The following is a 23,661-nucleotide window of genomic DNA, read 5'->3' as shown; positions in this document are numbered from 1 at the left end:
ACTGCCGGACGGGCACGACCCGTCCGGCAGTCCCTTATACCTCAGCCGCCCCGATAGCCGCCCGACAGCCGTCCGATACGACGACCTCGCGCGGGGCCCTCTCGGCGGCTCAGTACCGGTAGTGGTCCGGCTTGAAGGGGCCCTCGACGTGGACGCCGATGTAGGCGGCCTGCTCCTTGGTGAGGGTGGTGAGCTTGACGCCGAGCGCGTCCAGGTGGAGGCGGGCGACCTTCTCGTCCAGGTGCTTGGGCAGGACGTACACGCCGACCGGGTACTCGTCGGTCTTGGTGAACAGCTCGATCTGCGCGATGACCTGGTTGGTGAAGGAGTTCGACATGACGAACGAGGGGTGGCCGGTGGCGCAGCCCAGGTTCATCAGCCGGCCCTCGGCCAGCACGATGATCGAGTGCCCGTCGGCGAACCGCCACTCGTGCACCTGCGGCTTGATCTCGATCTTCTCGATGCCGGGCAGCCGGGCCAGCCCGGCCATGTCGATCTCGTTGTCGAAGTGCCCGATGTTGGCGACGATCGCCTGGTGCTTCATCGCGGCCATGTGGTCTGCGGTGATGATGTTGAAGTTGCCGGTGGCGGTGACGAAGATGTCGGCGGTGCCGACCACCTCCTCCAGGGTGGTGACCTGGAAGCCGTCCATCGCCGCCTGCAGCGCGCAGATCGGGTCGATCTCGGTGACGATCACCCGGGCGCCCTGGCCGCGCAGCGCCTCGGCGCAGCCCTTGCCGACGTCGCCGTAGCCGCACACGACCGCGACCTTGCCGCCGATCAGCACATCGGTGGCCCGGTTCAGGCCGTCCACCACCGAGTGCCGGCAGCCGTACTTGTTGTCGAACTTGGACTTGGTCACCGAGTCGTTGACGTTGATCGCCGGGAACAGCAGCGTGCCGGCCTTGGACATCTCGTAGAGCCGGTGGACCCCGGTGGTGGTCTCCTCGGTGACGCCCTTGATCCCGGCGGCGGTCTCGGTCCAGCGGCCGGGCTTCTCGGCGATGGTGCGGCGCAGCGTGTCGAGGATGATGCCCCACTCCTCGGGGTCGTCCTCGGACGCGGTGGGGACGGCGCCCGCCTTCTCGTACTCGGCGCCCTTGTGCACCAGCAGCGTGGCGTCGCCGCCGTCGTCCAGGATCATGTTGGGGCCGGACCCGTCGGGCCACTGGAGCGCCTGGTCGGTGCACCACCAGTACTCCTCCAGCGTCTCGCCCTTCCAAGCGAACACCGGGACGCCCTTCGGGTCGTCGACGGTGCCGTCCTTGCCGACCACCACCGCGGCGGCCGCGTGGTCCTGGGTGGAGAAGATGTTGCACGACACCCAGCGCACGTCGGCGCCCAGCTCCACCAGCGTCTCGATGAGCACGGCGGTCTGGATCGTCATGTGCAGCGAGCCCATGATCTTGGCGCCGCGCAGCGGCTTCGACTCCGCGAACTCCTTGCGCACGGCCATCAGGCCGGGCATCTCGTGCTCGGCGAGCCGGATCTCCCGGCGCCCGAAGTCGGCCAGCGACAGGTCGGCGACCTTGTAATCCATGCTTGCGTAACTCCTCGTGTGTCCACTCGGGTCGGCGCCCGCCGCACCGCCGATCGGGGTGGGAGAGCCGGATCTTGCCGCGAGTCTAGGCCCGGCCCCGGCCCGAAGGCACGGGCGGAGCTGACTTTCTCACACTAATTTGTCAGAATCGACTCCATGCGTATCACGGAGGCCGCCCGGCGCCTCGGAACGTCCCCCCGGATGCTCCGCTACCGCGAGAGCCTGGGGCTGCTCCCCGCCACCCGAGAGCCGTCCGGCGCGTCCCGGACCCCCGCCGCCAACGGCCACCGCCGCTTCGGCGACGCCGAGCTCCGCGCCGTCGCCCTGGCCCTCGCCCTGGAGAAACGCTACGACGTCGGCCCCGCCGAGCTGGCCTTCGGCCTGCGCGTCCTGGCCGAACCCGAAGTCCAGGCCCGCGTACGAGAACTCGGCGAACGCATCGGCCGCCTCTCCGCGCCCCCGACCCGGGCCCTCGACTTCGAAAAGGAGAAGGCCCTCCGCCTCCTCCAACGCCGCCGCCCCACCTGACCTCAGCGTTGCTCGCCGGGGACGACGACGCCCGCTTCGTAGGCGAGCATGACGGCTTGGGCGCGGTCGCGCAGGCCCAGTTTGGTGAAGACCCTTGCCACGTGGGTTTTGACCGTGTGTTCGCTCACCACCAGGCGCTGGGCTATCTCGCTGTTGGAAAGGCCGCCCGCGATGAGGGTGAGGACCTCGGTCTCGCGGGCGGTCAGGGTGGACAGTTCCGAGGGGGGCCGCGGGCGGTTGCGGCGCTGGCGGGTGAACTCGCGGATCAGGCGTCCCGTGACCTGGGGGGCCAGCAGGGAGTCGCCGCGGGCCACGACGCGGACGGCGGAGACCAGCTCGTCGGCCGTGGCGTCCTTGAGCAGGAAGCCGCTGGCGCCCACGGCCAGGGCCTCGTAGACGTACTCGTCCACGTCGAAGGTGGTCAGCACCAGGACGCGGACGCCCGTGGCCCACGGCTTGGCCAGGATCCTGCGGGTGGCCTCGATGCCGTCCATGCCGGGCATCCGGATGTCCATGACGACCACGTCGGGGCGGGTCTCCTCGGCCAGCCGGACCGCCTCCCGGCCGTCGCCCGCCTCGCCGGTGACGGTGATGTCCTCCTGGGCGTCCAGCAGCGCGGCGAACCCGGCCCGCACGATCGTCTGGTCGTCGACGATCAGCACTCTGATCACGCCGCCCGGCCCTCCATCCGGGGGGACGGGCTCAGGGGCGTCCTGGTGGCGCGGGGGAACCGGGGTCACGGGTCGGGTTCTCCTCCCTCGTCAGCGGAAGCTCGGCCTCCACCACGAACCCGCCCTCGGCGGCCGGGCCGGCGGAGAACCGTCCGCCCAGCATGGTCGCACGTTCACGCATGCCCACGAGGCCATGTCCGCCGCCCTGTTCACCCGGAGCCGGGGTTTCCACCCGGGTCCGCCCGGCCGGGTCGCCGGCCGGCAGCACCATGGTCGGCGCGGACGCGCCGTCGTCCCGCACCCGTACCGCCAGGCGGTCGGGCAGGTAGGTCAGCTCGACACGGACCCCGGCGCCCGGCGCGTGCCGCCGCGCGTTCGTCAGCGCCTCCTGGACGATCCTGTACGCCGACAGCTCCACCGTGGCCGACAGCACCCGAGGCTCACCCCGCACGTCCAGGTCGACGTGCCCGCCCGCGCCACGATGCTGCTGGACGAGCTCGGGCAGCCGGTCCAGGCGGGGCTGCGGGGCGGACTCCGGCTCCGCTTTCGCGTCGGCGCGCAGCACGCTCAGCAGCCGGCGCATCTCCACCAGCGCCTCCCTGGCCGTTTTGGCGATCTCGTTGTAGCCGTCCCTGGCCTCGGGTGAGAGGTTCTGCATCGTGTACGGCGCGGTCTCCGCCTGCACCGCGATCATCGACACGGAGTGCGCGACGACGTCGTGCAGCTCCCGCGCGATGCGGGCGCGTTCCCGCATGACGGCCTGCTCCCGCTGGACGGTGTTGAGCCGGGTGAGGGTCTCGCTGGTGCGTTCGTGCGCCTCCGCCTGCGTGCGTCCGGCGGTCTCCACCGTACGGCGCGCGTCTCCTAGGCCGATCGCCGCCAGCACGGCGATGACGGTCGCGGGCCACGGCACGTCGTCGAGCGTGCCGGTGGACAGGTAGACGACGGCGACGACCACGACGCTGCCCACCGCGAGCACGCCCGTGGACTGGCGCGGGAGCTGCTGCGCGAGCGCGTACAGCGTGTAGAGGGCCGCGAACGCGGTGCTCACCAGGACCATCTGGCCCGTGAGCAGGCTGGCCGCGACCGCGCCCAGCACGATCGCCGCGACGGGACGCAGGTACTCCTTGCGCCACGCCAGCGGCAGCGTGGCCGCCAAAGCGAACCCCGCAGGGACGCTGACCGGGGACTCCAATTGCGGTGCCAGCTCGGCGAGCGCGGCGACGGTCAGGGCGAGGCCGGTGAGCGGCGTGAAGTACCAGGACTCGGTGAACTCGTTCCAGGCGTGGATCCAGCGCGGCAGGGGCGCGGTGGCGCCGCCAGTTGCCATGCGGGTGTGCCCGTCGCTGCCGGGGCCCAGCGGACGCGAGACGCCACGCCCGTAAAGCCTGGCGCCGATACGGCGGCCGAGCGGTGCGAGCAGGTGCCCGATGCCGGTGAGGATCCACAGCAGGAGCTGGCCGACGCCCGCCACGACCCGTCCGGACAGCCGCCACGCGTGGTGGGCGACCGCCGGCCCGAACCCGGTGGCCGCCCCCCGCTCAGGCCGCGGCCCGCCGCCGGGCGGTGGTGGCTGGGGCGTCGCCGTCTGGGGGTAGTGGTCGTTGGTCACCCCCCAATACTGACCGCTGCGCGCCGTTTCGCACCTCACCGTGCGGTGTTATGCGGTACCCCCTCATCCCCCTGCAGGACGACATCATGTCCCTCCTCTGGGTGGACGATCGACGGCCCCTGGGCCGCGTACTGTCGTGTTCGTGACCATGACGGTGATCCCGCTGGTCAGGGGGGCCTGCGGGGTCGCCGGGGTCACACCAGAACCGCCCGGCTTCAGGGGTCCGGGCGGGGAGGCGCCCTCGCCGGCCGGTGGAGCCGTGTGCCCGTCAGGGGCATGTCCGGTTAAGCCTGGGCTGGGGTCGACCGGTACGAACGGCCGGCCGGCGAGGGGTCCGCGCGCGACGGGCGGCTCAGGACGAGGCCGACGTCTCCGGCGCGTTCTCCGTGCCCTCGCCGCTCTCCGTACCCACCGTGCTCTCCGTCCCGGCCGTGGCCGGGGTGTCGAGGGCGGGCTCCAGATAGATCAGCCGGGCCTCGGGGAACTGCGCCCTGATCTTCGCCTCGGCCGCGTCGATGCCCTGCGCCACCTGCGCCGCCGTGTCGTCGTGATCCACGGCGATCTTGGCGGCGATCAGCAGCTCCTCCGGGCCGATGTACTGGGTGCGGATGTGGATGAGGTGGTCGACCTCCTCCACCGACTCCAGCGCCGCCACGATCTGCCGCTCCACCTCGGGGTCGGCGCCCTCGCCGATCAGCAGGCTCTTGGTCTCGATCGCCAGGATGATCGCGATCAGGCCCAGCAGGACGCCGATGCACACCGTGCCGATGCCGTCCCAGACCCCGTTGTGGGTGACCACGGCCATGCTGACACCGAACAGCGCCAGGACCAGCCCGACCAGCGCGCCCAGGTCCTCCAGCAGCACCACCGGCAGCTCGGGCGCCTTGGCCCGCCGGATGAACTGCACCCAGGACCGGCCGTTCCGGACCTGGTTGGACTCCTTGATCGCGGTGCGGAACGAGAAGGACTCCATGACGATCGCGACGATCAGCACGCCGAACGCCCAGCCGGGCGACTCCACGTGATGCGGGTCGGTGATCTTGTGGATGCCCTCGTACAGCGAGAACGCGGCGCCGACCGTGAACAGCACGACCGCGACGACGAACGCGTAGAAGTAGCGTTCGCGGCCGTAGCCGAACGGGTGCTGGGGCGTCCGGGTCCGCTCCGACCGCTTGCGGCCGAGCAGCAGCAGGCCCTGGTTCCCCGAGTCGGCCACCGAGTGGATCGACTCGGCCAGCATGGACGACGACCCCGTGAACACGAACGCCACGAACTTCGACACCGCGATCCCGAGATTGGCGGCCAGCGCGGCGACGATCGCCTTGGTCCCGCCCTCAGCACTCATGTATCCGCAATCCTTGCCTTGAGCTCCTGTATGGCCGACACCGGCGTCGGGTCGGCACCCAACGCGATAGCCAAGTAAACCGTGATGTAGTCGGCAAGCGCGATCAAAGACGCGATTCTCTCCAGCGGATGATCGCCTTCGGCGCCCAGCTCGGTCACCGCCACGCCCCGCGCACGCGCCAGATCCACCGCCGCCTCACGGGCCTTGGCGACCTGCGGGTGCTCCTCGGTGTCGCGCAGAACGACCAGGTGCAGGCCGTGCTCGGCCTCGTCCGCCCGGTCCCGGAAGAAGTCGTCCGGGTCGGCCGCCGCCCCGCCCCCGGCGAAGAAACCGTCGAACGCCATCACCTGGTTGTGGGCCGCCTCGGGCAGTTCCCCGTACACGCCGGGGTACTTGGCGTTCTCGTTGAGCTGGCAGCAGAACCGGTACGCGGCCGTGCCCGCGAGCGGCGACGTGCCCCACACCAGCGGCACATCGCCCATCAGGTCGAGCGCGACCCGCTTGGCCGGGTTGACGAACGGCTCGCTGCTCGGACGGCACCGGTGCGCGACGTCCTCAAGGCGCTCCGCGGCCATCTCCAGCGTCGCGTCCGGCAGGTCCGCGAGCTTCAGGGCGCGGGCCGCCATCAGCAGCGGAACGGTCAGCCCCCACAACGTGGCCCGCGGCTGCCCCACGGACCGCACCGGGACGAACAGCGCACGGGTCTGCTCGGCCAGCTCCGCGAGCGGCGACCCCTCCGTCCCCACGAACAGCAACCGGCATCCGCGCCGCGCCGCCTCCACCGCCACGGCACGGGTCTCCTCGGTCGAACCCGAGCACGACACGACCATCACCAGGTCGGCCGCGCCCACCCACCCGGGCAGCCGGTAACCCCGGACCGTCACGATCGGGACGGGCCCGCCGCACACCGCGGCCAGCACATCCCCAGAAATGCCCGAACCGCCCATGCCCGCGACCACGATCGCTCGTGGTCGCCCGTCCTCGGCCAGCGTCTCCACGCCGCCCTCGGCCGCGCGCAACCGCGCCTCCCGCAACTGCGCCGCCGACGACGCGACCTGACGCAGCATCCCGCCCGGATCGGCGGCCTCGATCGCCCCGGGATCGTCCAGCCGTCCCGGATCGACCCCTTGGCTCATGGAGCAGGCGTCCTGGCCTCGTCCACGAGGAGCACCGGAATGTCGTCCCGCACGGGATAGGCGTAGCCGCACGTGCCTGTGCAGACCAGCTCGCTGTCACCGTCCTCGGCGCGCAACTCGCCGCCGCAGTTGGGGCAGGCCAGGATCTCCAGCAGCCAGCCGTCCAGCTTCATCTCATCCCTCTCTCACGATGGCCAGGACCTCGTCGCGGACCGCCGCCATGGTCCGCTCGTCGCCGGCCTCCACGTTCAGCCGCAGCACCGGCTCGGTGTTGGACGGCCGCAGGTTGAACCACCAGTCGTCGGTGCCCACCGTCAGCCCGTCCAGCTCGTCGATGGTCACGCCGTCCCGTCCCGCGAACGCCTCCCGCACCCGCGCGGCGGCACCCGCCTGGTCCGACACCTCGCTGTTGATCTCACCGGACGCCACGTACCTGGTGTACTCGGCCAGCAGCTCCGACAGCGACCGGTCCTGCTCGCCCAGCGCGGCCAGCACCTGCATCGCCGCCAGCATCCCGGAGTCGGCGAACCAGAAGTCGCGGAAGTAGAAGTGCGCCGAGTGCTCGCCCCCGAACACCGCGCCGCTCTCCGCCATCGTCTGCTTGATGAACGAATGCCCCACCCGGGTCCGGACCGGCCGCCCCCCGTGCTCGGCGATGATCTCCGGTACGGCCTTGGACGTGATCAGGTTGTGCACGATCGCGGCGCCCGGGTACTTGGCCAGCTCCCGCACCGCCACCAGCGCGGTGATCGCGGACGGCGAGACGATCTCGCCCCGCTCGTCCACCACGAAGCACCGGTCCGCGTCCCCGTCGAAGGCCAGCCCGATGTCCGCCCCCGTCTCCCGCACCTTGGCCTGAAGGTCCCGTACGTTCTCCGGGTTGATCGGATTGGCCTCGTGGTTCGGGAACGTCCCGTCCAGCTCGAAGTACATCGGCACCAGGTCGATCGGCAGCCCCTCGAACACCGACGGCACCGTGCGCCCGCCCATCCCGTTGCCCGCATCCACGGCCACCTTCAGCGGCCGGATCCCCGACAGGTCCACCAGCGACTTCAGATACTCCGCGTACCCCTTGAGCAGATCCCGCCGGCTGATCCTCCCCGTGGCCCCGTTACCGTCCGGGACCCCGCTCTCCACGAGCTCCCGGATCTCCCTCAGCCCGGTGTCCTGCCCGATCGGCTTGGCCCCCGCCCGGCAAAGCTTGATCCCGTTGTACTTGGCCGGATTATGACTCGCCGTGAACATCGCCCCCGGCATGTCCAGCGCGCCACTCGCGTAATACAGCATGTCCGTCGACCCGAGCCCGGCCTCGACCACGTCCGCCCCCTGCGAGGTCGCCCCCCGCGCGAACGCCTCCACCAACGGCCCCGACGAAGGCCGCATGTCATGCGCGGTCACCACGGACGACGCCCCCGTCACCCGCACGAACGCCGCACCTACCGCCTCCACCATCCCCGGATCGATTTCATCCGGCACCACTCCGCGAATGTCGTACGCCTTGAAGACCTTGTCGAGCCCCACTCTCGCCCCCCACTGCACGGCAGACTGCGGAAGCCACGAGCCTATCGCGGGGTGTTCATTGCTTCAGCGAGCTGCGCTCGTTCTTATTGCAGGCGCGAGAGGCGCTCCTCGCCTGGCGGCTCGTCGCTTGTCGCGCCTGCGGCGATCGCTGCATCGCTCCGACTCGCCCTAGGGGGCTCGCTGCGCGATCAGGGTCTCGCTGGCGCTCGCCCCTGCCTTCGGACGCGATCGCAACGCCTGGCCGCCGTCCGGGGCTGGGGTCGAGGGCTGAGGTGGGTGCGGGATGTGTTTATTAGGGGCGATGGGGGTTGGAGCTTGGCTGGGGTGAGGTAGGGGATCAGTGGGTGGGGTTGGGTCAGTCTTGGGAGGGTTGGGTTCCGGCGGGTTGGGGGCCCGTGGGGCCTGTGGGGCCGGTGGGTTCGGAGCGTAGGACTCGGAGATGGCCGCGCCGTCCTACTTCGGTGCCCTGTCCTACCGGCTCCTGGATGCCTCCGGGGGTGGGCCGGGCGGCCTCCCGTACCGCGTCGGCAAGGGCTTCCAGGTCGTCCGCGCTGGGTTCGGTCTCCTCCTCGACGGGCAGCCGGACCAGCTCCCAGCCCATGGGCGCGGTCAGCCTCTCGGAGTGCTCCGCGCACAGGTCGTAGCAGTGGGGCTCGGCATAGGTGGCCAGGGGCCCCAGGACGGCGGTCGAGTCGCGGTAGACGTACGTGAGCGTGAAGACTGCGGGCGCCTTGCAGGCGGTGCGGGAGCAGATGCGGACGGGGCTCACGATGGCCGACCGTACCCCCCTGTCGCCGACTCCGCCACCACCCGCGGGTACGTGTCGCCGTTACCCGGTCTTTTCCTGTGGAGAGCTTACATACCGTGCTCCAGACGGCGCGTTCGGTCGCCATGGACAGAAACCACGTGAACCACCCACCCCAGCCACCGGCCCCAGCCCCGAACGGCGCCCGGCCTTCGCGATCGCGAGCGAAGCCAGGGGCGAGCGCCAGCGAGACCCTGATCGCGGAGCGAGCCCCCTAGGGCGAGTCGAAGCGATGCAGCGATCGCACCACTCCGCTGAGAAGGAGGGCGCTCAGCGCCCGACGCCGAAGCGGAGTAATCTGAACAGCGTGGCAGGCGTACGGCGCCGCGATCGGCATGGTCGCGGCCTTCGTGGCCCTCTGACGCCCCCGCGGACGCCGGTCAGCCGCACGCGGGCGGAACGCTTCGATGATCTTGTGCGGGACGAGGTGCGCAGGCTGGGGCGCCGCTGGGGGCGTGAGCTGGCCCAGGTGGAGTTCACGGTCGAGGAGGTTCCGCCGGTCGAGCCGTGGTTCGACGGCCCGGTCCCGCTGGGGCAGACGCGGCCGGGGACGGGTGGGCGGCCGGTGCGCATCGTGATCTTCCGGCGTCCGGTGGAGGCCCGCGCGTCGGGGGAGCGGGAGACGGGGCGGCTGGTCCGCGACCTGCTGGTGGAGGAGGTCGCCGACCTGCTGGGGTTGTCCCCGGAGTCGGTGGATCCCAGTTACGACTCGCCGGACGATTAGCCCTTCAGGGGGTTATGGCGGTCTGGGTGTCGCCTACGGGCGGCAGGTGGACGGTGGTGCGCGCCGGGGTGATGGGCAGGGCCGTGATCAGGGCGGTGTCGCCCTTGCCCGTGGAGAGCGTCCGTACGGCGTGGACGGGTCCGGAGCCTGGTTGGGGGACGATGACGGCGCCGTAGCCCTTCTCGGCGCCGCTGGGGGCCGTGAGCTTGACCTCTACGGTGCGGTCCGAGGGCACCTTGATGGTCTGGGGCGTGCCGGGGCCCTGGGGTCCGAGGGGTGTGATCCGGACGGTGGCGTCGCCGCGGGGAGCGGTGAGGGCGATGGTGGTGTCGAACCGGTTGTCGGACACGACGCCGAAGCCGCCGGGGTTGAGGGCCGGGGTGGAGGTGCCGTAGGCGATGTCGGCTCCGCGTTGCGCGCTGAAGCCGGCCACGATGGGACGGTTGGACAGGAGCCGCACGGCGGCGGGTTTGCCGGTGAGGGCGCGGTCGAGGTCGAGGGTGGTGACGGTGCCCGCGGGGGCGTCCAGGGTGTCCTGGCCTTGGGGGGCGAACGTGCCGGTGGACGTGATCACCTGGATGCGGATGGCGGCGTCCTCCTGGCCCGGGACCGCGACGAGCAGGCTGCGGCGCCCGTTGCCGCCGGGGAGGCCGGGGACGATGAGCGAGGCCGAGGGCCCGGGGGAGATGGGGAGCCATTCGACGCCCTTGCCGTCCCCGATCCGTACGCGGACGGACGCGGCGATGCGTCCGGTCGTGGCGCGGACCCGCAGCGACAGGTCGGAGGCCGTTTTGACGATCTCGCCCAGGCCCTCGGGGGACGTCCCCAGGCTCACCACTTTGGTGCTGTAGGGGGGTACAGGGATGCCGCGCCCGTCGGGGGTGTCGAGCGGTCCTTCCCCGGAGAGGGCGGTGATGTCCACGGCGGCGGGTTCGGTGTCCACGTTGGTCAGGTGGACGTCGATGCTCTTCGCGGCGGTGGGGCCCGGCCCTAAGAACCACAGGTCGGTCCCTGGACGCGCACAGCTCAGCCCTGCCAGCCCGCGGTCGTCGCCCTTCGGCCAGTGGGTGGTCTGTTCGGCTTCCAGGCCAGCGGCCATCGCGCCGGAGGCCCGCACGGTGTAGGAGTCCTTGACGTCGCTGAGGTCCTTCGTCCACAGGCCGCCGGGGGTGCTGAGGAACCCGACACCGAGGCCGTTGGGGGTCTGCACGACGTCGGCGCGTCCCGGGGTACGGGCCTTCACCTTGAGGAGGTTCGGGAAGGCCCCCTGGACGCTCAGCCGCGCGTTCTCGCGGCCTGGGCACACCGATACGGCGGATGCGAGGGGGTCGTCCACGCCGCTGCCGAAGGCTTTGGCGGTCGCCTCGTCTCCGTTGGGACGTGAGAGGGACGCCGCGCCGTAGAGGGCGGCGAGCGCGAGCAGGACGAGCGCGGCCGTGACGTAGCGCAGCCCGAGGAGGCGGACGATCCTTTCCAGGTTCACGAGCGCTCCTCGGAGGCGATCGCGACCTCGTCCTCACCGGGCTTGCCCGTTTCCAAGGCTTCCTCGACGGTCTCTTCGGAGGGTTCAGGGATGTCCGCGGCGGGACGGGGGTCGTGGTGGATGCGGGCGCGCAACGCGTCCGTGCCACGTCCGGCACCGGCTGCGGCACGGCGGGCGAGGCTTCCCGCAACAACCCGGGCCCGCTGTCCACGCCTGCGCCCATGCCGCCCGGAGGACGCGGCGGGCGCCGCCTCGGGTGGGGCTCCGGGCAGCGCGAGGACCACGACCAGGAGTAAGGCCACGCCTTGCACGCTCACCCAGATGTGCCGCAGCCACATGGACCGCGACAGCTCGAACAGGCCGCCGCTCGCCGGGATCTCGTACCCCTGGGCCCAGCCGTCCATCGTCCGGGAGGCGACCTCGCGGCCGTCCAGCCCGGCGCGCCAGCCGCCGTCGGCGGGCTCGGCCAGCAGCAGGGTGCGGGTCGCCGAGCCGGGCGGGATCCGGACCCGCGCGGAGATCCCGTCGGGCGACGTGGCCTCCAGCGGGGTCGTGGTCCCGCCGTCCAGCAGCATGAGGCGCCCGGCGGGCGACGGCAGCCGCCACAGGCCGAACGTGCCGGTGCGGCTGAGCCGGGTCAGTTGGGGTGTGGCGTCCAGGACGCGTGTCAGGGGGTCCCGCGCGGGGCGGGGCACCAGGATGTACTGGACGCCCATCCGGATCAGCGCCCGCCCGTCGCCCGCGCGTCCCCCGGCCAGCCCGGCGACATGCCCGTCCAGGCGGCGGCGCACGTCCTCACTCATCGGGACCTCGGCCTCACCCAGCATCGGGCGGGTGCCACGCAGCATGGTGTACGCGACCCTGCCGGTGGGCTCGCTGCGCATGACGAGGGTGCGCTCCCCCACCGACCCATGGACGAAGGCGGGGACGACGTCGGGGTCGGTACGGCCGAGGGGGCCGCCCGCACCTGCGACCACCCACGCTCCGGCGGCGAGGACCGGGGTGCTCACCGCGGCCGCCACGATGAGGCCACCGGCGATCCGGTACGTCAGGTGCCGTGCCGTGAGGACGTCCACGGCGCGCTGTACGGCGGCGGTCGCGGCCAGCAGCACCCCGGTTCCGGCCAGGAGCATCGCCACGCCGGGCCAGACGGCGGCGCGGTCGGCGCCCTCGGTGACGGTGGCCATGCTGGTCACGATCGCCACCATCAGCCCGAAGATCGCCAGCAGCCATCCGGTCAGCGTGAGCGTCCGGCGGCCGCGCAGCGCCAGCGCGCACAGGGCGACCAGCGGCAGCCCGTACAGCGTCCAGCGGGCCGGGGTGCCGGGACCGCCCGGGTCGAGCGCCAGCAGGTCGCGGGCGGACGCGGCGGGCGTGACCGGGACGTGCAGCCCCGCCTCCAGCAGGAACCGGCTGGGATGCAGCAGCAGTCCCACCGTCCAGGGCAGGAGCAGCAGCGGCGGCACGGCCAGCGCGATGATCAGGTTGCGCCGGTCGCGGACGGCGCCGGGCCCGTCGCCGAGCTGCCCGAACAACGCCCACATCAGCGCGCCGGCGACCAGCGCGAGCGGCCAGATCAGCGGGACGAACGCCATCGCGGCCGTGAGCAGCAGCGCGACCGTCCACGCCGCGCGCCCCGTCAGTTGCAGGTCCGCCCGGTCCCGTACGCGCCCGCGCCCGGCGCGCCCGCCTCCCCGGCGCGGCAGCCCGAACATCCGGGCCGCCTGGACGGCCAGCAAGGGCAGCAGCACGATCACCACGGCCGTGCCGAGCCGTCCGCCCGCGATCGCGCCCGTGGACACGGGCAGGAGCGCGTAGACGGCGGCGAACCAGGCGCGCACCACCGGCACGGGGATCCGCGGGCCGCCCGCCGCCGCACGGCGCCCCTTGCGCGGCGACTCCACGATCAGCGCCCGGGCGGCCAGGTACGCGGTGAACCCCGCCAGCGGCACGCTGCCGAGCAGCAGGATCGACACCACCAGCCACGGCTTGCCGAGCATCAGCGTGGACAGCGCCGCCAGCACCGCGATGTACGGGGGGCTCCCGGCGTCGGAGCCGGCGCCGACCGGGTGCCAGCCGGACAGGTACTGGGCCCACAGGTCGCTCGCTCCGCCCCAGGCGGGCACCAGCGCGCCGCCGCCGAGCCGTCCCGCCGCGGTGATCAGGGAACGCTCGGCGGCCACGGACACCGCGCACAGCCCCAGCATCAGCAGGACGACGGGACGGGCGAGCAGGCGCCGCAGCGGGCCGGGTCCCTCGTCGGCGAACTCGTCCTCCTCCGCGTCGTGGCGGCGGGACGCGGCACGGGCGGTGAGCCGGTTCGCGACCGCCTCGAACACCCGGCGCAGCGCGACGCGGCGCGGCTGGAAGCGCCGCATGCTGTGGTAGACGCGGTTGCGGCCTTCGGCGCGAGCGGCGCGGGCCCGGCGCATCCGGACCGGGTGGCGCAGCACGTCGCCCAGCGCGGCCAGCTCGTCCCGCGCGGCCTCCTTGCGCTTGACCGCGAGGAGATACAGGACGCGGTGGAGGGTCGTCCAGACGTTGCGTACGAGGGCACGCAGCATCACGCGCAGCGGCAGGTTGGCCAGCAGGGCGTAGAGCGCGTTGCGGCGGTCGCGGCGGCGCCGCGGCTCGGCGCTCATGCCGATCTCGCGGACGCCGCGCCAGGACGCCTCGGCGTGGTAGAGCACCGCGTCGCTGACCACGACCACCCGGTGCCCGGCCGCGTGCGCCCGCCAGCAGAAGTCGATGTCCTCGCGGAACAGCCCGAACTCGACGTCGAAGCCGCCGAGCCGCTCCCACACGTCCCGTCGCACCAGCATGCCCGCGCTGGAGACGGCCATCACGTCGCGCAGCCCGTCGTGCTGTCCCTGGTCGAACTCGCGGCGGTCGAGGCCGGTCTCGCGGCGGGCCGCGCCGTCCATGGCCACGCCGACCTCGCGGAGCGTCCGCCGGTCGTCCCAGTCGCGGAGCTTGGCGCCCAGCACGGCGGCGTTCGGATCGGAGTCGGCGACGCGCAGCAGCATCGCCAGGGCGTCCTGGGCGGGCGCGGAGTCGTCGTGCAGCAGCCAGACCCACTCGACGCGCTCGTCCTCGGGCACGTCGTCGGGCAGCGGGACGTCGAGCCGCGCGGCGGGATGCCGGAGGGCCTCGGCGACCGCCTCGCCGTACCCGGTGGTGCGGGGCAGGGTCAGCACGTTGCCGGCGCCGACCACCTCGGCGAGCACGGCGGGACCCCGGTCCGCGCTTCCGGTGTCAACCGTGACCACGCGTTGCACCGGGCGGGTCTGGGTCAGCAGCGCCTTCAGCGTCTCGGGCAGCCATCGCGCGCCGTCGTGGGCGACGAGGACCGCCGTGACGACATGGCGATCGAGAGTGGGCGACACGGGTCCGCTCGATCTGTGTTCCTGGACGGGGGGTGAACGATAGCGGGTGGGCGAGGGGGCGGGGGCACATCCGATCAGAACGGATGGTGACGGACCGGGAACCGGAACAGCCGCGCCGGCCTCCCCGGCCGGCACGGCTGCCACCAGTACGCGTGACTACGCGTGACACTGTACGCGCGGCCGGGCCGGCCCGCCGTCGATCCGGTGGATCGGGACGGACCGGCCCGGCCGGTCGCCGCCGTCCGGCCGCGTGGTGCGGGCCGGACGAACGGCCTGGTCAGACGGCCTGACGCTTCAGCTTGCGGCGTTCACGCTCGGACAGGCCGCCCCAGATTCCGAAGCGTTCGTCGTGCTGCAGCGCGTACTCCAAGCACTCCGCCCGTACCTCGCATGCCCGGCACACCTTCTTGGCCTCGCGAGTGGAGCCGCCCTTCTCCGGAAAGAATGCCTCCGGGTCCGTCTGCGCGCACAGGGCGCGCTCCTGCCAGCCCAACTCTTCACCGTCTGTGCCGTGCGCCAGCGGGATCACTACCTCGCTCACAGCGCACCTCCTAGCCCGTGGAGCCCCCTGGTCAATGCCTTCCCTCAGCTCCATCCCCCGAGAAGGCATAGAACTACACGCAGGAAATTACACGCGTGTGGCGCCCGCCCCGTCAAGCGGAACGAGTTTCCAGGGGGACAAACGCGAGTAATTCGCGCTATGGCGGCCGGGTCTTTGGCCGAGATCATCGAAGATCCGTTAATCGCGTGTTAACCGCGCCGCGTTACCTGGGTGTGAAGGCCGGGTGTGAAGGCCGGTTGAAGGCCGGGGAGAGGGCTCGGAGAGCCTGACGGGCCGAGTGAGAAACCGTCACTGCGGCGGGGGCGGACGGTTGTCGCGGTACCAGTCGCCGCCCTCGTCACGCTGCTCTCCCGGCTGGCCGGAACCCGAGTCGCCGCCGGAACCGCCGTATGCGCGGGTCCATTCGCCGACGCCCTCATCTTCCTGCGCGGGCTGCTGGTAACCGCCCTGGCCGTACTGCTGGCCCGGCTGCCCCTCCTGGGGCTGTTGGGGCTGGGGCTGCTGGGGCTGCCCGTACTGAGGCTGGCCGTACTGCGGCTGCCCGTACTGGTCCTGCCCGTAGCCGGGCTGGGCGGCGCCCTGCTGGCCCTCGGGAGCGGCCTGCTGGTACGGCTGCGCCTGGTAGCCCTGCTGCGCGTACGGCTGCTGGCCGTACTGCTGCTGCGGCGGCTGTGGCTGGCCGAACTGCGGCTGACCCTGCTGGTAGCCGGGGTAGGCGCCCGGGGGCACCTGCCCGGGTCCCTGCGGGCGGACCGGCTGCATGAGCTGGAACACGGTGAACAGGAACCAGCCGGTGACACCGATCACCGCGAGCCGCGCCGCGCCGTACAGGAACACCGCGAGCTTCTGCCCGCCGCCCGCGAAGTCGGAGTCGACCAGCAGCGAGGAGAACCAGCACACCACGCCGAACAGCGCGATGCCGCCGAGCACGCCCAGCGCGCCCATGACGATGGTGCGGGCCTGGCGGGTCGGGGCGGGCCCGAGGGCGACCAGCGCCACCGCCAGCGCGAGCAGCCCGGCCACGGCGGCCTGGGTGAAGAACCCGCCGGTGATCTCCGCGAACGCCCTGTACTTGAACCCGCCGCCGTCGGCGGCCCCGCCACCGGTGAGGAGCGCGAGGAGCCCGGCGAGCAGTTGCAGCCCCGCAGAGGCGAGCAGGACCCAGGCGACCGGTTCGCGCAGGCGCTGCACGGCGTCCTTGTTCACGGCGGCATCTCTCCAATTGGTCCAGACGATGGGGTTCCGGTTCCAAAGCTTGGCACATCCGGGCGCCCGGCCGGTACCGGCCCACGAGGCGCCATAGGCTGACGTGCATGAGGAAAGAGGACGCATGAGGATCGTTGCCCTGGCCGGGGGCATCGGCGGGGCGCGGTTCCTGCGGGGGCTGCGCGCGGCCGCTCCCGAGGCCGAGATCACCGTGATCGGCAACACCGGGGACGACATCTCCCTGTTCGGCCTGCGCGTGTGCCCCGACCTGGACACGGTGATGTACACCCTCGGCGGCGGCATCAACGAGGAGCAGGGCTGGGGGCGGGCGGACGAGTCGTTCACCGTCAAGGAGGAGCTGCTCGCCTACGGGGTGGGGCCGAGCTGGTTCGGTCTAGGCGACCGCGACTTCGCCACCCACATCGTCCGGACGCAGATGCTGGCCGCGGGCTACCCCCTCTCGGCGGTCACCGAGGCGCTGTGCGACCGGTGGAGGCCGGGGGTCCGGCTGATCCCCATGACCGACGACCAGGTCGAGACGCACGTGGTGATCGACGATCCCGAGCGCGGGCGGCGCGCGGTGCACTTCCAGGAGTGGTGGGTGCGGATGCGCGCGTCCGTCCCGGCCGAGTCGATCGCGGCGGTGGGCGCGGAGGACGCCAAGCCGGCGCCGGGCGTCCTGGACGCGGTCGGGGAGGCGGACGCCGTGCTGTTCCCGCCGTCCAACCCGGTGGTGAGCATCGGGACGATCCTGTCCGTCCCCGGTATCCGGGAGGCGGTCGCGGCCAAGACCGTGGTCGGCGTGTCGCCCATCATCGGGGGCGCTCCGGTGCGGGGCATGGCCGACGCCTGCCTGACCGCGATCGGCGTGGAGACCACGGCCCGCGCCGTCGCCGAGCACTACGGACCCGATCTGCTCGACGGCTGGCTGGTGGACGAGGCCGACGCGGCGACGGCGGAGGAGGGGATCGAGGGCATGGCCGTCCGTTCCCGCCCGCTGCTGATGAGCGACCCGGAGTCGACCGCCGCCATCGCCCGCGCCGCCCTCGGCCTCGCCCTGGAGCTGAAGCGGTGAGGGTCGAGATCTTCGGTATCCCCGGGCTGCCCGAGATCCGGGAGGGCGACGACATCGCGGGGCTGCTGCCAGCGGGCATGCTGGCGGACGGCGACATCGTGGTGATCACGTCCAAGATCGTCAGCAAGGCGGAGGGCCGGGTGCTGGTCGCCGCCGACCGGGAGAAGGCGATCGACGCCGAGACGGTGCGGGTGGTCGCGCGGCGGACGCACGCGCGCGGCGAGACCCGGATCGTCGAGACGCGGCAGGGCCTGGTGCTGGCCGCCGCCGGAGTGGACTCGTCCAACACCGAGCCCGGCACCGTGCTGCTCCTGCCGGAGGACCCGGACGCCTCGGCCCGCCGGATCCGCGCGCGCCTGCGCGAGCGGACCGGCCTGAACGTGGCGGTGCTGCTGTCCGACACGCTGGGACGGCCCTGGCGGATGGGGCTGACCGACAACGCGATCGGGGCCGCCGGGCTGCCCGCCCTGCAGGACCTCCGGGGCCGCGACGACGCGTACGGCAACCGGCTGGAGGCGACGATCACGGCGCTGGCCGACGAGGTCGCCTCGGCCGCCGAACTGGTCAAGGGCAAGCTGGACGGGGTGCCCGTCGCCGTGGTGCGGGGCCTGGGCTCCCTGGTCACCGAGGACGACGGCCCCGGCGCGCGGGAGCTGGTGCGCCCCGCCGGCGAGGACATGTTCCGGTACGGGTCGGCCGAGGTGCTGCACGCGCGGCGGACGATCCGGGAGTTCACCGGCGAGCCGGTGGACCCCGCGGCGGTCCGGCGTGCCGTGGCGGCGGCGATCACCGCGCCGGCGCCGCACCACACCACGCTGTGGCGGTTCGTCCTGCTGGAGTCCGCGGAGTCGCGGACGCGCCTCCTGGACGCGATGCGCGACGCCTGGGAGGCGGACCTGCGGCGGGACGGCTTCTCCGAGGAGTCGATCGCCAAGCGGCTGCGCCGCGGGGAGGTGCTCCGCCGCGCTCCGTACCTGGTGGTGCCGTGCCTGGTCATGGACGGCTCGCACGCCTATCCCGACGCGCGGCGCGCCGGCGCCGAGCGCGAGATGTTCGTGGTGGCCATGGGCGCCGGGGTGGAGAACCTGCTGGTCGCGCTGGCCGTGGAGGGGCTGGGCTCGTGCTGGGTGTCGAGCACGATGTTCTGCCGCGACGTCGTCCGCGACGTCCTGGACCTGCCGGACGACTGGGACCCGATGGGCGCCGTGGGCGTCGGCCATGCCGCCGCGCCGCCGCGCTCCCGTCCGCCCCGCGAACCGGACGCGTTCATCGAGGTGCGCTGACGCGCCGTGCCCGGGAAACCCCCGAATTCATGGTGGATTTCTTCGGGACCGGACGCCGGGACGTTGAATATCGCACCCGAAAAGGGCCGGGCGGAGAAACCGCCCGGCCCCCTTCATCCGGCCATCAGGTGGCGACCAGCGGAAGGCTCGTCCGGCCGTTTCCGGAAAGGTTCTTCCCGAATTGGCCGACGCCGTCGGTGCGGCGGGCCGCCTCCAGCCGCTCGGCGGGTACCTCCCCGTACGTGGTGGTGCGCTGCCGGGCGGGACGGCCGGCCGCCGCGGCGATCGCCTCCAGCGAGCTGATCGTTTTGAAGGAGCCGTTCTCCGAGCCCGCCATCCGGCTGATCGTCTCCTCCATCAGCGTCCCGCCGAGGTCGTTGACGCCGCCGCGCAGCACCCGGACGCACAGCTCGTCGCCCAGCTTCACCCAGGAGGTCTGGATGTTGGGGATGGCGCCGTGCAGCAGGATCCGCGCGAGCGCGTGCACGGCGAGGTTCTCCCGGACGGTGGGCCCGGGACGTGCCAGCCCGGCCAGGTAGATCGGCGAGTTGTGGTGGACGAACGGCAGCAGCACGAACTCGGTGAACCCGCCCGTCCGCTCCTGGATGGAGCGCAGCAGCTTGAGGTGCGCCACCCAGTGCGCGGGAGTGTCCACATGCCCGTACATCATCGTGGACGTGGTCGGGATGCCCAGCTCGTGCGCGGTGGTGACGACCTCGATCCACTGGTCGGCGGGCAGCTTGCCCTTGGTGAGCACCCAGCGCACGTCGTCGTCCAGGATCTCGGCGGCGGTGCCGGGGAGGGAGTCGACGCCCGCCTCCTTCGCGGCCTGCAACCACTCGCGGATGGACAGGTCGGTGCGGCTGGCGCCGTTGACGACCTCCATCGGGCTGTAGGAGTGCAGGTGGATGTCCGGCGCGCGCCGCTTCACCTCGCGGGCCAGGTCGAAGTAGGCGGTGCCGGGCAGGTCGGGATGGATGCCTCCCTGCATGCAGACCTCGGTGGCGCCGGCCTCCCACGCCTCGTCCACCCGGTCCCCCACCTGTGACAGGGACAGGGTGTAGGCGTCGGCGTCGGTGCGGCGCTGCGCGAACGCGCAGAACCGGCAGCCGGTGTAGCAGACGTTGGTGAAGTTGATGTTGCGGGTGACGACGTAGGTGACGTCGTCCCCGACCGCCTCGCGGCGCAGGTCGTCGGCGATCCGCATGAGGGCGTCGAGTTCGGGGCCGTCGGCGTGCAGCAGCGCGAGGGCCTCGTCGTCGGACAGCCCGGCCGGGTCCTTCTCCGCCGACGCGAGCGCGAGATAGCGGCGGAGCTGCTCGCTGCCCCGGACGATGGCGGAGAGGAACCCGGGGTCGCTCGACCCTTCGTCGAGGGCCTGCGACTTGAGCGTGCGGATGCTCTGCATGACGTAGTCGTCGCACGCCTCGCGCAGGCCCTGCTTGGTGCCGAAGTGGTGCTGGACGAGGCCGGGCGACACCCCCGCCGCCTCGGCGACCCCGCGGATCGTCGTGCCGCGGACGCCGCGTGTGGCGAACAGTTCCAGCGCCGCGTCCCGGATCCGGGCGCGCGCGGTCAGATCCTCCGCCGCGTGACGCCCGGTCCCGGCCATCGCCCGTTCGCTCCAATACAAACGTTCAGCTTCCAATACGTTCGTACACCGGCGGGGTGCCCGAACGCAACGCCGTACGGCGACCGGGAGGGAAACAGGACCCCGGTGATCAGGTGAAGGTGCGCCATTGCTGCTCGATCCTCATGGCGCGGCTGCGCCACCCCTCGGGCAGCAGGACGAGGTCGTGGTGGTAGAGGCCGCCGCCGCGGCTGAGGCCGGGCGCGTCCGCCTGGATGACGCCCCGGGAGGGGGACAGCGTGTCGGTGAAGGAGACCGAGGCGATCGCCGTGTCCCCGGGATCGATGGGGAACTCGATCAGGGGGACGCCGAGCAGGTGCTGGCGCCCCGGCCATCGCGCCAGCGCCTCGGCCAGCCAGGACTTGACCTCGGCGAGCCCGCCCTTGATACCGCCGGGCTCGGTGAGGTCCAGCACGGCGTCCCGGGTGAAGACGCCCTCCAGCGCGTCCCAGTCGCCGTCGTCGACGGCTCGCGCGTAACGGATGAGCAGGTCGCCTATCTCGACACGATGGCGCAGCTCGCGTACCTGCATCGGGCACCTCCGGAGGTGAGCGGTACCGAAAGGGAAGCAAGCGTTAGGTAACCAGATACGCGCGTGACGCACATTACATAAGGGATTTATATCCGAAGTTGATATAAATGCCTTATGGATTCCGAGCCACCCCCCGGCGAGCTGGAGCTCGCCGCCGGCCTCGCGCGGGTGTCGACGCTCATGCGGACCCTGTCCATCCCCAGGGAACGGTCGATGACCTCGATGTCCACGCTGGCCAACCTGGAACGGTCCGGCCCGCGCCGGATCACCGTGCTGGCCGCCGAGGAGGGCGTGACCCAGCCGGCCATGACCCAGCTGGTGTCCCGGCTGGAAAAGGACGGCCTGGCCGAGCGAATCGCCGAGCCCGGCGACCGCAGGGTCGTCGCCGTGCGGGTCACCGAGGCCGGGCGGGCGGAGCTGGCGCGCCTCAAAAGGATCCGGGCCGCGCGCCTGGCCGCCCTGCTGGCCGAGCTCCCCGCCGCCGACCGCGCCGCGATCGCCGCCGCCCTGCCCGCCCTGAATCGGCTCACCGAGCTCGCCTGCGGCCCCGCGCCCGCCGGCGGCGACCACACTCACCGGAGCGACACATGAACCCTTCCCCCACCGGCCGGGACGCCGCCGCGGCGCCGAGCCGGAACCCGTTCCGCCAGCCCAAGGCGGTGTGGGCGGTCGCGTCCGCCTGCGTGATCTCCTTCATGGGGATCGGGCTGGTGGACCCGATCCTGCCCGCCGTCTCCGCGGACCTGAACGCCTCGCCGAGCCAGGTGACCCTGCTGTTCACCAGCTATCTGGTCGTGATGGCGGTGGCGATGCTCGGCACCGGCTGGGTGTCGAGCAGGATCGGCGCCAAGCACACGCTGATCACCGGTCTGGTGCTGATCGTGGTGTTCAGCGCGCTGGCCGGCACGTCCGGCACCGTCGGCCAGATCATCGGGTTCCGGGCGGGCTGGGGCCTGGGCAACGCCCTGTTCATCGCCACCTCGCTGGCCGTCATCGTCGCCTCGGCCAGCGGCGGCTTCGCCGGGGCGATCATCCTGTACGAGGCGGCGCTCGGCCTGGGCATCGCCGTGGGCCCGCTGCTGGGCGGCGTGCTGGGCGACATCAGCTGGCGCGGGCCCTTCTTCGGCGTCGCGTCCCTGATGGCCGTCGCGCTGGTCGCCACGACCGCCCTGGTCGCGCGGCAGCCGCGGCCGGAGCGCAGGACCTCGCTCGCCGACCCGATCAGGGCGCTGCGGCATCGCGGCCTGCTGATCATGAGCCTGGCCGCGCTCTGCTACAATTGGGGCTTCTTCACCGTCCTCGGGTACGCGCCGTTCCCCATGGAGCTGGACGCCCTGCACCTCGGCCTGGTCTTCACCGGCTGGGGGCTGCTCGTCGCGGTCTTCTCGGTGTTCGCGGCGCCCTGGCTGCGCCGCAGGTTCGGCCTCGCCCGCACCCTGTACGGCGCGCTGACGCTGTTCGCGCTGGACGTGCTGGTCATCGCCCTCTTCACCGGCTCGGTGCCGGTCCTGGTCACGGCCGTGATCGTGGCGGGGGCGTTCATCGGCGTGAACAACACGGTCACCACGCAGGCGGTCATGATGGTCGCGCCGGTCGAGCGCCCGGTGGCCTCGGCCGCCTACGGGTTCGTCCGGTTCATCGGGGGCGGCCTGGCCCCCTACGCCGCCGGACGGCTGGCCGAGCACTTCAACGTGCACGTCCCGTTCGCGGTGGGCGCGGGCGCCATCCTGGTGGGCGTGGCGATCCTGGCGACCGGGCACCGTGATCTGGTCCGCGCCGAGCGTAACCAGGACGCGGTGGACGCGCCCGCGCCGCACGGCGGCCAGGACGCCGGGCGCGCCGAGACCGCCGAGGCGGGCAGCGGCTCCACGGCCTGACCCTGGATCGTTCCAGACCGGCCTGGGCCCGCCCCGGGTCCCAGGCCGGTGCGGTCAGGCGCTACCGGACGGGTCCTCCTCCGGCTCTCCGGAGCCCTCGTCGCCGGCCGTGGTCTCGGCGTCGTCCTCGATCCGCACTCCGGCGAGAGGGTCGCCGTCCTTGGTACCACCGGCCCCGCCCCTGGTCTCGTAGCCCTCGGCGGCGGTGCCGGTGCCGCGGACGATCCGCTCCTGCGGCTGGCTCTCGTGCCCGGAGCTCGCCCCGGGACCGCGGTCGGCGGGATCGGTGTCCCCCGCGCGGCCGGAGCCCGCGTCACTGGCCATCGTGTCCCACCTCAATCAGTGAGCTCGTTCTTGCCGAACAGCGGCGCGTACCCGGACGGGAGCTGGCTGAGCACGTGGTTGAGCTCGCCGCCGGACACCGTCCGCGCGACCGTGGTCAGCACGGCGCCCGCGTCCCACTCGGCGGTCTCGTAGTGCCCGTGGGTGGCCTCGCCGACCCTGCGGTAGAACTCCTCGATGCCGAACGGGTCGGGCCTGCCGTCGGCGCCGTCCCGTACCGCCTGGTCCAGCGGCGGGGGCAGCTGCGCGGCCAGGTGGTCGGCGGACTGCGGTGTCATCCGGCTGCCCAGCACCCGGAGCACCGCCTTGGTGACCCGCTCGGTCTCCTCGCGGTCCTGGTACTCGCCCATGTCGCGGACCGTCGCGATGAATTGGCCGTACTTCACACCGGTGCCTCCCTTCC

At 72.3% G+C, this 23,661-nt stretch carries 21 protein-coding genes and 2 pseudogenes; 6 read left to right on the top strand and 17 right to left on the bottom strand.

Translation table 11 applies throughout. From position 1 onward, the window contains the following. Nucleotides 1-109: 109 nt before the first annotated feature. Nucleotides 110-1,540: an adenosylhomocysteinase gene (gene ahcY, locus ACGWYJ_RS05760; RefSeq protein ID WP_395104516.1), complete on the bottom strand. Its 1,431-nt coding sequence runs from the start codon at nt 1,538-1,540 to the stop codon at nt 110-112. A 156-nt stretch (nt 1,541-1,696) separates the two neighbouring features. On the opposite strand from ahcY, the gene ACGWYJ_RS05755 reads away from it, so the two are divergent. After that, entirely contained in the window at nt 1,697-2,068 is a 372-nt protein-coding gene (locus ACGWYJ_RS05755; RefSeq protein WP_395104515.1) for a MerR family DNA-binding transcriptional regulator, read from the top strand. Between the two features lie 2 nt (nt 2,069-2,070). Here ACGWYJ_RS05755 and ACGWYJ_RS05750 read toward each other — a convergent pair whose 3' ends face one another. The 7 genes from ACGWYJ_RS05750 to ACGWYJ_RS05720 form a co-directional block, all read right to left on the bottom strand. Next, nucleotides 2,071-2,739 (bottom strand): response regulator, encoded by a 669-nt coding sequence (locus tag ACGWYJ_RS05750; RefSeq protein ID WP_395104514.1) that lies wholly within the window; start codon nt 2,737-2,739, stop codon nt 2,071-2,073. A 31-nt stretch (nt 2,740-2,770) separates the two neighbouring features. Then, entirely contained in the window at nt 2,771-4,351 is a 1,581-nt protein-coding gene (locus ACGWYJ_RS05745) for a sensor histidine kinase (RefSeq protein WP_395104513.1), read from the bottom strand. A gap of 352 nt (nt 4,352-4,703) precedes the next feature. After that, a complete protein-coding gene (locus ACGWYJ_RS05740) occupies nt 4,704-5,696 on the bottom strand; it encodes a cation diffusion facilitator family transporter (protein ID WP_395104512.1) in 993 nt (330 codons plus the stop codon). After that, nucleotides 5,693-6,832 (bottom strand): SIS domain-containing protein, encoded by a 1,140-nt coding sequence (locus ACGWYJ_RS05735; RefSeq protein ID WP_395104511.1) that lies wholly within the window; start codon nt 6,830-6,832, stop codon nt 5,693-5,695. Before ACGWYJ_RS05735 ends, ACGWYJ_RS05740 begins: the two co-directional genes overlap by 4 nt. Beyond that, complete coding sequence (locus ACGWYJ_RS05730; protein ID WP_285694408.1) at nt 6,829-7,005, bottom strand: Trm112 family protein; 177 nt, start codon at nt 7,003-7,005, stop codon at nt 6,829-6,831. The genes ACGWYJ_RS05735 and ACGWYJ_RS05730 overlap by 4 nt, the downstream gene beginning before the upstream one ends. Before the next feature lies 1 nt (nt 7,006). Then, nucleotides 7,007-8,353: a phosphomannomutase/phosphoglucomutase gene (locus ACGWYJ_RS05725; RefSeq protein WP_395104510.1), complete on the bottom strand. Its 1,347-nt coding sequence runs from the start codon at nt 8,351-8,353 to the stop codon at nt 7,007-7,009. Nucleotides 8,354-8,708: 355 nt separating this feature from the next. After that, on the bottom strand, nt 8,709-9,122 hold the full coding sequence (locus ACGWYJ_RS05720; protein WP_395104509.1) for a DUF3499 domain-containing protein: 414 nt from the start codon (nt 9,120-9,122) through the stop codon (nt 8,709-8,711). Between the two features lie 343 nt (nt 9,123-9,465). Between ACGWYJ_RS05720 and ACGWYJ_RS05715 the strand changes: the two genes are divergently transcribed. Beyond that, nucleotides 9,466-9,882 (top strand): metallopeptidase family protein, encoded by a 417-nt coding sequence (locus ACGWYJ_RS05715; RefSeq protein WP_395104508.1) that lies wholly within the window; start codon nt 9,466-9,468, stop codon nt 9,880-9,882. A 4-nt stretch (nt 9,883-9,886) separates the two neighbouring features. Here ACGWYJ_RS05715 and ACGWYJ_RS05710 read toward each other — a convergent pair whose 3' ends face one another. The 4 genes from ACGWYJ_RS05710 to ACGWYJ_RS05695 all read right to left on the bottom strand — a co-directional run bounded on the left by ACGWYJ_RS05710 (nt 9,887) and on the right by ACGWYJ_RS05695 (nt 16,519). Then, nucleotides 9,887-11,365: a DUF5719 family protein gene (locus tag ACGWYJ_RS05710; RefSeq protein ID WP_395104507.1), complete on the bottom strand. Its 1,479-nt coding sequence runs from the start codon at nt 11,363-11,365 to the stop codon at nt 9,887-9,889. Next, the gene (locus ACGWYJ_RS05705) at nt 11,362-14,751 is read right to left on the bottom strand and encodes a glycosyltransferase (protein ID WP_395104506.1); all 3,390 of its coding nucleotides are present in this window, start codon (nt 14,749-14,751) and stop codon (nt 11,362-11,364) included. The genes ACGWYJ_RS05710 and ACGWYJ_RS05705 overlap by 4 nt, the downstream gene beginning before the upstream one ends. Nucleotides 14,752-15,028: 277 nt before the next feature. Continuing rightward, nucleotides 15,029-15,292, bottom strand: a complete 264-nt coding sequence (locus ACGWYJ_RS05700; protein WP_067487041.1) for a WhiB family transcriptional regulator — start codon at nt 15,290-15,292, stop codon at nt 15,029-15,031. A 309-nt stretch (nt 15,293-15,601) separates the two neighbouring features. Then, the gene (locus ACGWYJ_RS05695; protein ID WP_395104505.1) at nt 15,602-16,519 is read right to left on the bottom strand and encodes a hypothetical protein; all 918 of its coding nucleotides are present in this window, start codon (nt 16,517-16,519) and stop codon (nt 15,602-15,604) included. Nucleotides 16,520-16,643: 124 nt separating this feature from the next. Between ACGWYJ_RS05695 and cofD the strand changes: the two genes are divergently transcribed. Both cofD and ACGWYJ_RS05685 read left to right on the top strand, forming a co-directional pair. Next, nucleotides 16,644-17,594 (top strand): 2-phospho-L-lactate transferase, encoded by a 951-nt coding sequence (cofD, locus tag ACGWYJ_RS05690; protein ID WP_395104504.1) that lies wholly within the window; start codon nt 16,644-16,646, stop codon nt 17,592-17,594. Continuing rightward, a complete protein-coding gene (locus ACGWYJ_RS05685) occupies nt 17,591-18,877 on the top strand; it encodes a coenzyme F420-0:L-glutamate ligase (protein WP_395104503.1) in 1,287 nt (428 codons plus the stop codon). Before cofD ends, ACGWYJ_RS05685 begins: the two co-directional genes overlap by 4 nt. Nucleotides 18,878-19,001: 124 nt before the next feature. Here the strand turns inward: ACGWYJ_RS05685 and cofH are convergent. The 3 genes and pseudogenes from cofH to ACGWYJ_RS05670 form a co-directional block, all read right to left on the bottom strand. Further along, nucleotides 19,002-20,177 (bottom strand): annotated as a pseudogene (gene cofH, locus ACGWYJ_RS05680) (5-amino-6-(D-ribitylamino)uracil--L-tyrosine 4-hydroxyphenyl transferase CofH); the annotation flags it as partial. A gap of 132 nt (nt 20,178-20,309) precedes the next feature. Beyond that, nucleotides 20,310-20,489: pseudogene (locus ACGWYJ_RS05675) on the bottom strand (helix-turn-helix domain-containing protein); the annotation flags it as partial. 109 nt (nt 20,490-20,598) lie between these two features. Continuing rightward, on the bottom strand, nt 20,599-21,039 hold the full coding sequence (locus ACGWYJ_RS05670) for a nuclear transport factor 2 family protein (protein WP_395104502.1): 441 nt from the start codon (nt 21,037-21,039) through the stop codon (nt 20,599-20,601). Between the two features lie 114 nt (nt 21,040-21,153). Between ACGWYJ_RS05670 and ACGWYJ_RS05665 the strand changes: the two genes are divergently transcribed. Next, nucleotides 21,154-21,630: a MarR family winged helix-turn-helix transcriptional regulator gene (locus ACGWYJ_RS05665; protein ID WP_395104501.1), complete on the top strand. Its 477-nt coding sequence runs from the start codon at nt 21,154-21,156 to the stop codon at nt 21,628-21,630. Then, entirely contained in the window at nt 21,627-22,916 is a 1,290-nt protein-coding gene (locus ACGWYJ_RS05660; RefSeq protein ID WP_395104500.1) for an MFS transporter, read from the top strand. Before ACGWYJ_RS05665 ends, ACGWYJ_RS05660 begins: the two co-directional genes overlap by 4 nt. Nucleotides 22,917-22,970: 54 nt before the next feature. Here the strand turns inward: ACGWYJ_RS05660 and ACGWYJ_RS05655 are convergent, their stop codons facing one another. Further along, nucleotides 22,971-23,240 carry a hypothetical protein gene (locus ACGWYJ_RS05655; protein WP_395104499.1) on the bottom strand — a complete coding sequence of 90 codons (270 nt, stop codon included), beginning with the start codon at nt 23,238-23,240 and terminating at the stop codon, nt 22,971-22,973. Between the two features lie 11 nt (nt 23,241-23,251). Next, nucleotides 23,252-23,644 (bottom strand): DUF2267 domain-containing protein, encoded by a 393-nt coding sequence (locus ACGWYJ_RS05650; protein WP_395104498.1) that lies wholly within the window; start codon nt 23,642-23,644, stop codon nt 23,252-23,254. Nucleotides 23,645-23,661 lie beyond the last annotated feature (17 nt).

It is taken from the genome of Actinomadura sp. SCN-SB, assembly GCF_043906805.1.
Taxonomy (GTDB): Bacteria; Actinomycetota; Actinomycetes; order Streptosporangiales; family Streptosporangiaceae; genus Spirillospora.
The sequence above is the reverse complement of the archived record's forward strand: the minus strand, read 5'-3'. Positions and strand labels throughout refer to the sequence as shown.